The sequence below is a fragment of the Micromonospora rubida genome (assembly GCF_009908295.1).
In the GTDB taxonomy this organism is placed as follows: domain Bacteria; phylum Actinomycetota; class Actinomycetes; order Mycobacteriales; family Micromonosporaceae; genus Micromonospora; species Micromonospora rubida.
Genome location: NZ_JAAALO010000012.1, coordinates 130,963 through 139,574 on the forward strand (window position 1 = coordinate 130,963; position 8,612 = coordinate 139,574).

8 protein-coding genes and 1 tRNA gene are annotated in these 8,612 nt (G+C 65.4%); 8 read left to right on the top strand and 1 reads right to left on the bottom strand.

Going from position 1 to position 8,612, the window contains the following annotated elements; translation table 11 throughout:
• Window positions 1-12: 12 nt before the first annotated feature.
• The 4 genes from GVV04_RS29225 to GVV04_RS29240 all read left to right on the top strand — a co-directional run bounded on the left by GVV04_RS29225 (window position 13) and on the right by GVV04_RS29240 (window position 3,689).
• Window positions 13-816, top strand: a complete 804-nt coding sequence (locus GVV04_RS29225) for an SDR family oxidoreductase (RefSeq protein ID WP_161692235.1) — start codon at window positions 13-15, stop codon at window positions 814-816.
• 284 nt (window positions 817-1,100) lie between these two features.
• Window positions 1,101-1,874: a hypothetical protein gene (locus GVV04_RS29230; protein ID WP_161692236.1), complete on the top strand. Its 774-nt coding sequence runs from the start codon at window positions 1,101-1,103 to the stop codon at window positions 1,872-1,874.
• Between the two features lie 826 nt (window positions 1,875-2,700).
• Window positions 2,701-2,758, top strand: a tRNA-OTHER gene (locus GVV04_RS29235).
• Window positions 2,759-2,885: 127 nt separating this feature from the next.
• Window positions 2,886-3,689, top strand: coding sequence for a HEAT repeat domain-containing protein (locus GVV04_RS29240; RefSeq protein WP_161692237.1), 804 nt, complete (start codon window positions 2,886-2,888; stop codon window positions 3,687-3,689).
• 317 nt (window positions 3,690-4,006) lie between these two features.
• Here GVV04_RS29240 and GVV04_RS29245 read toward each other — a convergent pair whose 3' ends face one another.
• Window positions 4,007-4,522: an NADAR family protein gene (locus GVV04_RS29245; RefSeq protein WP_328822637.1), complete on the bottom strand. Its 516-nt coding sequence runs from the start codon at window positions 4,520-4,522 to the stop codon at window positions 4,007-4,009.
• Window positions 4,523-4,630: 108 nt separating this feature from the next.
• Between GVV04_RS29245 and GVV04_RS29250 the strand changes: the two genes are divergently transcribed.
• From GVV04_RS29250 to GVV04_RS29265, 4 genes are all read left to right on the top strand, one after another.
• Window positions 4,631-5,362, top strand: coding sequence for a class I SAM-dependent methyltransferase (locus GVV04_RS29250; protein WP_328822638.1), 732 nt, complete (start codon window positions 4,631-4,633; stop codon window positions 5,360-5,362).
• Between the two features lie 141 nt (window positions 5,363-5,503).
• Window positions 5,504-6,355, top strand: a complete 852-nt coding sequence (locus GVV04_RS29255) for a hypothetical protein (RefSeq protein ID WP_161692238.1) — start codon at window positions 5,504-5,506, stop codon at window positions 6,353-6,355.
• 58 nt (window positions 6,356-6,413) lie between these two features.
• On the top strand, window positions 6,414-6,749 hold the full coding sequence (locus tag GVV04_RS29260; protein ID WP_161692239.1) for a hypothetical protein: 336 nt from the start codon (window positions 6,414-6,416) through the stop codon (window positions 6,747-6,749).
• A 169-nt stretch (window positions 6,750-6,918) separates the two neighbouring features.
• Entirely contained in the window at window positions 6,919-8,466 is a 1,548-nt protein-coding gene (locus tag GVV04_RS29265) for a hypothetical protein (protein WP_161692240.1), read from the top strand.
• Window positions 8,467-8,612 lie beyond the last annotated feature (146 nt).

Here is an 8,612-nt window from a genome sequence, read left to right on the forward strand (position 1 = left end):
AGGATTCCCGTCATGGCGAACCCTGGGCAGAGACCGGACGGCACTCCACCCGCGACGTCCGGCGGGTCCCGGCCGACAGCACTCATCACGGGGGTTGGCCGCACGACCGGTATCGGCGCTGGCATCGCAAGCCAGCTGGCGGCCTCAGGATGGGATATCGCCTTCACCTTCTGGACCGCGTACGACGAGCGCATGAGCTGGGGCATCGAAGCCGCGGCCACCGACGCAATCGCGCAAGCACTCACCGCGCGCGGCGCAGCCGTCTCCGCCATAGAAGCGGACCTCACCGACACCACGGCACCCACTGCGATCTATGACGAGGCCGAGCGCAAGCTCGGCCCAGTTACCGCCTTGGTGATGTGCCACTGCGAGTCGGTCGACTCTGGACTACTCGACACCACCGTGGAGAGTTTCGACCGACACTTCGCCGTTAACGCGCGGGCGACATGGTTGCTGATTCGTGAGCACGGGCGGCGCTTCCGCGGCCGGCACGGCGACGGTCGCATCATCGCCCTCACCAGTGATCATACTGTGGGAAACCTGCCGTACGGCGCCAGCAAGGGCGCACTCGACCGCATCACCCTGGCTGCGGCCCACGAGTTCGCACACCTCGGCATTAGCTCGAACGTCATCAATCCCGGCCCTGTGGACACGGGCTGGATGACAGAGGCGGGAAGGGCCGGCTGCATCCGGCAGACACCACTCGGCCGCCTCAGCACCCCACAGGACACCGCATATCTGGTTGATTTCTTGTGCTCGCCACAAGGTCAGTGGATCAACGGTCAACTGCTGTTCAGCAACGGCGGATTTGCCTGACCGCCCCAGGGGACTTCTTAACACCACACTCTCATGCCGCATCCTGCGCGTCGCCGGTCGGCCGTAGCGAGCCCAGCCTGCGTGAGCGTCCGGATGTGCCGCTTGAGTGTGCCGGTCTGTCGAGTTGAGTGCGCCGGAGGCTCGTACCCGTGCGTGACGGCATAGCTGGGCGGCTACCGCCGCTGCCACGACCAGTAGGGTCGGCGGCATGTTCAGTGATCAACTCAGGACGCCGAATGATGGCGCCACCTGCCCGGCGGCGGGTCAGGAGTAGGAGAAGCCGCATGGCTTGGGAGATCATTACGGTGTGTCTCGATCCGGTGGACCGCCGCGAGATCGACGTCGCCCTGGCCGCGGCGATGCGGCCGTACGACCGGGATGCCCCGCAGGACCCGGACGATGAGTGGGGTGGGCGGTGGGACCGCCTCCGGATCGGTTGGTCCGCGAGGATCCCCGTCGTGGGCGGGTATGAGGACGATCTGCGGCTGGTGCGCGGCGACTCGTCCGAGGACACGGGCCCGGGTTACTGCGACGGTGGGCCGCGGGCGCTGCTCGATCTGGGGGCTGTCCGCACTGCGGCCGCCGAGGCGGCCGGTCGGGAGTGGGACGAGTGGCAGCAGATGACGGCCGCCTTTCCACCGGCGCGCCCCCTTGTCCACTTCGTTGAGAGTTCGGCGGAACCCCACGACTACTTCGGGCGCGAGGCATGGCAGGCCTATCACTCGCAACCGCTTCTCGCGGCCGTGGCGAACAGATACGGCTTTACCACCGCGCCGTTCCAGCGGATCCCTAACTGGGGTGACGATCCCGTCGTCTCGTTCGGCCTGGCTCGGGTCGATTTCATGGCTCTGCGCGCTCGCGAGGCGCTGGCGACCGACGGCCTGCTGACGCTCTCAGGTGAGTGGCTCGACCCCGATCTAATGGGCAGCAGCGCACCGGGCCTTGCTGGCCAGCTCGACAACCTACGACTTCGCCGTGACTACCTGCACTTCACGGACCTCTATCTGATGGAGCTGCCACCCGACGCGGTGCTACTGCACGTGCATATTCACTGCTGATCCAGGACGAACGTCAGCCGCTGTGAATCGTCTGCGACGGCCGTCGGGGCGGCGGGGCGGCGGGGCGGCGGGGCGGAACATGCCACCCGGTGGGCGCATGGTGCGGAGCTCGGTCGGCATGTCCAGCCGGGGCGGCGTGGCGACTCCCTGACACCGGCAACATCGCCGATCTCGAATTTCCCCCTACCGACAATGCGTCCGCTCACTGCGCAGACGCTCGTTTTCCATGGTCAGATGCACGCATCTGCCGCGACCCGACCGCGCGCTCGGTCGGAACCGCTTCGCTGTCCGTGAGCGTTCACCGCGGTCTTTTCATGCGTGGGTTCCGGCTGACTTGGCCTGTGGGGGGCCAGTCGACTGTTCCTGCGCGGCTTCAGTTCCGACTCCCGCGTTATGACGGAAGGCGAGCAGGTCGACCGCGTGTGGCAACCGGATCGGCGGAGTCGCTTCCCGCATGGCGAGAAGGCCGATCATTGGCCCTCGGCAGATCGCTGCATCGATCGAGTGCCGGGTGTTCGACGACAGCGATTCCCAGGTCAGCGCGGCCGCACACATCATGCAAGGCTCGCCAGCGCGTCCAGCGTCAGCGACCGAACGGGGTGCGCCGCAATCTGGGCAGCGGTAGTCGAACATGCGCTGATGATGGCCTCGCGGATGTCCGCCCGCAACGGCATACCTCGCCGCAGCACACTTGCGGTTTCATCGGGAAGTCTGTCGACGAAGACCCCCTCATGATCACACGCGCTCTTCTACCGCTGACATCGGGCTCGGACGCCGCTCGGAAACCCAGCTGCTCGGGTAGCCGGATGACACCGATACTGGGTCTGGACCGGTGGCAGAGCCGGGTTATTGCCCCACCGGGGGTTCAAATCCCCTCCGGTCCACTCACAACCCGTAATCAGGGCGAATGCGTTCCGTCACTGTGGCATTGTGCGAACCGCTTGGTCCGGCAACCGCTGCGTAGGAAACTTGGCGCGGCCCCCTGCGGCGCTGTGCCAGTATCTTTCCGTGATGACGCAGGTCGACGAGCAGTTTCGCCTGGCTTTACTCGCCTGGCGGACTGAACCCTACGATGGTGACGCGGTCGACGAACGACTGTTGCGGATCGTCCGACCAGACACGCAGGCCGCCGTGGATCTGGCTCGCCGTCATCTTTCCGCTGAGGAGACCGACGTTCGTGGCGTCGCGTGCCAGTTGCTTGCCGTCGCGGCCCAGGTGGGCGACGAGCATGTGCGTGTGAACGTTGCCGATCTGGTGATCGACGCATATAAGCACGAGCATGACTCTGACGTTCTCGTCGGCATCGTCCGGGCGCTCGGTGGCGCGAAGGACGCGCGTGGCCTGCCCGTACTGACGGCGTTGGCAGCCCATCCCGACGCCGAGGTGCGAGGCCAGGTCGCGGGCGATTTGCCGATGGTCATGGGCGACCCGCCCGAGGTATCCGGTGTAGCGGCCTTGATCGCCCTGAGTGCCGACTCGGAACCTCAAGTCCGTGACTGGGCGACGTTCGGGCTGGGTACCCAGACCGACGCCGATTCCGAAGCCGTACGGCGGGCACTGTGGGCGCGGACCAGCGACTCTTACCTCGACGCTCGAGACGAGGCCGTGGTGGCGCTGGCCCGCCGCCTGGACGCCGACGTGCGTCCACTTGTCGCCGAGTTGCTGGCGCAGCCGACCGTGGGCACCCTGATCTTCGAGGCAGCAGCGCACCTCAAAGACCCATCGCTGTTACCGCTATTACGACAATTCGACACCACCGACGACCATGTGCGCGCCGCGATCGAAGCGTGCGAACAAGGACCTTCAGTGACCTGACCAGCCGTCGGACGTACCAGACAAGTCGGTCTGACAGGCCCTGCCCGGGCATTGTGAGTTCCTCGACTTCGCCGGCGAGATCAGCGCGCCGCTACCAGAGAGGGCGAGGCGGGCTGCCCGTTTCGGCATGTGGCCCGTCGCGGACGCGGTTCGTCGGCCCCCCGCCCGGGGTGCCCGGCGTCCGCCGTGACCTGGCTACCTGTACCGGCAGCGGATCACCCGCGACGGCCAGAAACCGATTTCGCATTCTGCCGCGCCCGCCCCGCCGGTACCCGGATCTGCCGCGGACAGCGCGTTCGCGATGGTTGCGCTCAGTGCTATCGCCGCTGTCGGCGGCCCTGGGTGTTGGCGTTCTGGGTGAGGTCGGGGCGTAGCTGGGTGCGGGTGCGCATCAAGATCCGTCCGAGCATGTTCTTGCCGGTGCCGCTCCGGCCGCGTCCCCAGTAGTGGTCAGTGCTGGTGTCCTCGATGATCTCCTCGTTGCCGGTGTCCAACAGGATGACGCGGATGTCGGCGTGGGCGGTGAACTTGGCCGTCACGGCCCGGCGCATCACGTCGTCTTTGACCCGTTCCCAGTCGCGGCGCAGTGGCCGGGACCGGTCGCGGCCCAGCTCGGCGGCCCGCAGCGGGGTCGCCGTCCGCCGGATGAGTTCGGCGTGGCGGGTACCGGGGAACTTCTGGGCCTGGAAATAGTGCTCGGATGTCGTCCACCAGTGGCCGTCGAGGTCGAAGCCGTGGCCGGAGAAGTTGGAGAAGCAGCCGTACGGAACCTCGCCGGCACCGTAGAAGTAGATCGTCATCTGGGCCTCGGAGCGGGGGTCGGGGATCTGCACCGTGTCACAGGCATCGACAGAGCGGCAACCGAGTGCGCTGGCCACCCATCCGGAACTGCCGCTGGTCGGGGGTTCAGTCTGAGGAGCTGTCTCTGGAATGATGTTGCCGTGGCTGACCAGCGCGCCAGTGTCGAACTGCTAGGCAACGACGCCTTGGAGCGGTCGGCGGTGGTGGCCAACTGCGCCATGAACCGCGAGCGGCAGCTGACCGGGGTGAACAGCTACACGCGGGAGCTGGGGTTCAACCCTCTCGACGTTCTCGCCGCCGGCCTTGTCGGCGCCGGCCGGGCCGAGCCTTCGGCAGCCGCCGGCTGGTTGGATCTGTGCTGCGGCACTGGTCGGGCGCTGATCCAGGCCGCCGGGGAGCTGCGCCTGGCAGGGCTGACCGAGCGGACACTCCTCGTCGGGGTCGACCTGGTCGACGCCTTCGATCCCGTACCGGCACCACCCCTGAACCTGGAGCTGATCTGCGCCTCCGTCGCCAACTGGGCACCAACGCGGACATTCGATCTGATCACCTGTCTGCACGGACTGCACTACGTCGGAGACAAGCTCGCCGTGCTGACCCGGGCGGCCGGCTGGCTGACTCCCACCGGCCGGCTCGTGGCTGACCTGGACCTGGCCAGCATCAGGCTTCCTGACGGGCGACCCGCTGGGCGGCACCTCACCGCCCGACTCCGCGCCGCCGGGTTCTCCTACGATCCCCGTCGCCGGCGGATCAGCTGCACCGGCCGCCGTGAGGTCCGCCTCCCGTACCGTTACCTCGGCGCAGACGATCGCGCTGGCGCCAACTACACCGGACAGCCCGCCGTGCACTCCCACTACGCCGAAGACCACTGACCACACCGACGACGTCCGCGCATGCCGCTGACAGCGCATCGGAGACGACCGGATTTGCCGAGTTGAGTCGCCAACCTGGCCGACTTCCCATGCCACTTTATCGGGTGGCATGTCGAAGGTGGATACGAGGATAATCCGACCGTGACGAATCCGGCTGTCGACTGGTCACCCGCAGATCATCCAGAGGCCATCGCGGTCTCGGAGATCCAGTGGTGGGAGCGTGCTGCAGAGCTTGCCTTGTTGCGCATGCACGATTCCGACGACCACCGCATCTCGTGGTTCAGCTCGCGTCAGATCGACGCTCGCCAGCTCATCCTTGCTCTCCGGCAGCTTCTTGCCGCAGTCCCGCTTGTAGATGGCCGGTTGCAGGAGCTCGGGCTCGATCAGGCTCTGAACGCTCTCAGGCAGGCAAAGCAAGAGTACGAGCGAGCCCTGCCGGGGCTGACCGAGGTGCGAAACGCTCTGATGCACTTCGAGGCGTGGGCGCTCGGGGCTGGCCATGGCCCGCAGAAGCGGTGCGTCGCCGGCGGCGCTCCAGCCCGTGAGGTCGCCAGCAAGTTCTGGGGTTTCGCGTACGACCCCGCCATCGAGACCATCTCTCTCGGCCCGTACACCATCTCGGTAGATGCCGTTGCCGGCGCTGTCGCTCGACTCGCGGATGCCGTGTATGCGGCTGCCCGCACAGTCGACCGCCGCAATGCGGTCGATCTGGGTGCCGACGCCAAGAATGCCCTGAGGGCAGAGGGAGTCTCGACGGACGAAGTACCGTCCTTTCCAAGGTTGATCGTGCGAAGTGACAACAGGCTCTGGCTGTCGCTGATCTTGGACGGACACGACGAGGAAGCCGAACATCGTGCGCTGGCGGACCGCGTTGTTAGAGCTCTCCACGCGGCCAATATCAGACTCATCTGCCCCGAGCTGCCCAACGAGCGGGATGTAGCTGGCCCGTTGGCTCGTGGCGGGGCGCTCTTTTGCAAAAGGGCTCCCCGCTAAGCCGGTGCAAAGTTCCTGCGCGTCGCGCTCCAACCCCGCAGCCGTCGACTCCAGTCCGATGTTGCGCAACAAGAAGGACGTAATCTTGGACTTCGTTGACCGCGTCTCTGCGTCCGACGAGATCGGCGAGGGGCGGCGCGCCTTCGTCGGCGCCAAGCGCGCTGCCGAACTCGACGCCATCATCATCGTCGATGAAAACTCCCAGCCTCGAGGCGACCAGGACTTTCATCGAACACGCATTCCGCATCGGTGCCGACCCCACCGCCGACACCAAGATCCTCCCGCCTGTGTAGCGCTTTCCGCAGCCGGCGGCCACGGCGAGCAGAAGCAACGTGCGCCGACCCGCCTCGGTGTGTTCTTCGAGCGATTCTTCAGGCTGAGTGGTGCCGAATGACTAATTCGCGAGTCGGTATTCGAACGATTACGAATACCTTCATACCTCGTAGCGGAGCAAGGGGATGACGGCTCCAGTGGTTCCCGATGTCACATTTATGGATGAGCGGCAGCAACGGATCTACACCGCGCTAGCGGAGAGACGTTCTGACATCGCCAGCATTTATCGGGTGGCCTTGCTCTTGCTCTCGAGGCCAGCCGAGGTCGGCGATGAGCGAACGCGAATCTCGCACATCTGTCATTCGATGCGCGAAGTTATGAACCGGGTGCTGGGCGCAATGGGGACCACGGCGAGCCCCCGACTCAAACCATCGAGCGGAGAGCAGGTCCAGGAGCTACCGGACTTGCTGGCGAGGTTTCCGGGCTTGGCTCTTGATGCCGACGGCGAATCCATCCCCGTTTCACGCGCCGTTGCAGAAGTCTTCGACAAGCTGATCAAGACGGCAGTGCAAGAGAAGCGGCGCAGTCGAGACGACGTCGCCTCTTTGCTCACGGACGACGGCAACAGTGAGCACCTCGTAGTCAAGCGCTGGGTGGGTTCCCGCAGCTTCTTCGTAAGATGGGCTCACCTTCAGGATTACGAACCCGAGTCGTCGAAGTTGCCGAGCGACAAACTTATGCGTACGCACGTGGCAGCTTTCGATGAGCTCTTCGACGCAGTCATTACCGCTTTCTTCACGCTTCGCCATTCGATAGATGACCTGCTAGCCGAGATCAACTCCCTGGGGGAGGTCGGCAATGTAATTAGTTGCAAGACGCCGAGCAAAGCCGACGTTCAAGCGGTGCTCCTGAAGATACCGACGTTCCAACTGCGCAGGGTGTTCTACGAAGGTCTTGAGAATCCTCGGTGGGTCCGGCCTTTGTTCGAGGCTGGTGCGTTCGCGAACCCCCCTGAGCCAGAGAACACCGACGACGGCTATATCCGCGACGTGTACTGGCCTGAGATCTCATATCTGACTCGGGTTGCGCCAGAGGCGCCGACCGACGTGGTCGATGTCCTGCTCTCCCTCGCGAGCAGCAACAATGCGTGGGTGCGGCGCGCGACCTTTGAGGTCGGGTCGAAGATTCCCGCTGCGGAAGGAGCCCGCCTCAAGCCGCTCCTTCAAGCGTGGACGACGACGCCCGAAGGATTCGGGTGGCGAACGGACCCGGAGGAGCTTGTGTCGTTTGCGATCACGCTTCTTCAAGGCAGTGAGACCAAGACGGGTCGTTGGTTGGCGAACAACCTTTTCGCACCGAGACCCTCTGTCTCTGACGATCCCTTCAAGCAGAAGCCAGTTCTTGCACTGGACGACTACTGGTACCAGGAGGAGTTGCCACGCCTGGTGCCAGCGCTCGGTGCGGACGCACTCAAGGCAGTTGCGGGCTGGCTCGCCAACTTTGCGAAGTTCTCCGGCCACGCCGGGGACGAGCGCGACTTCAGCGGCATGGTTCGCCCGTCAATTCGGGCACGCGACAATTCCTACCCAAGTCCCGAGCACGCCCTGGTCGATGCGGTCAGAGATCTGGCGATGCCGGCCGTGCTGGAGGACCCGGAGGCGACCGTAAAGGTGCTCCTCAGCTCGGGCGTACAACTGCTCCACAAGATAGCGATGTTCGCTGTTGCCGAGGCGATCCGCCAACGTGTCGACGCAGGCGCCAACGCACGGTACCTGCTTGGTGTCGCCGAACGGCTCCTCGGCCCTCTTGGTCAGGATGGTGTGAGACACCCCGTGTGAACGCGGGGTTGCTGACCCGGGGGCGGCGGGATCGGAGATCCTTGTGTACGTGTCCACACCTTCCAGGAACCAGTCCGGCTCGTCGTCCGGGGCGCCCGGGGCGGATCCCGCGCCGCGCCCGTCGCGGCGGGTGTTCACCCCGGAGT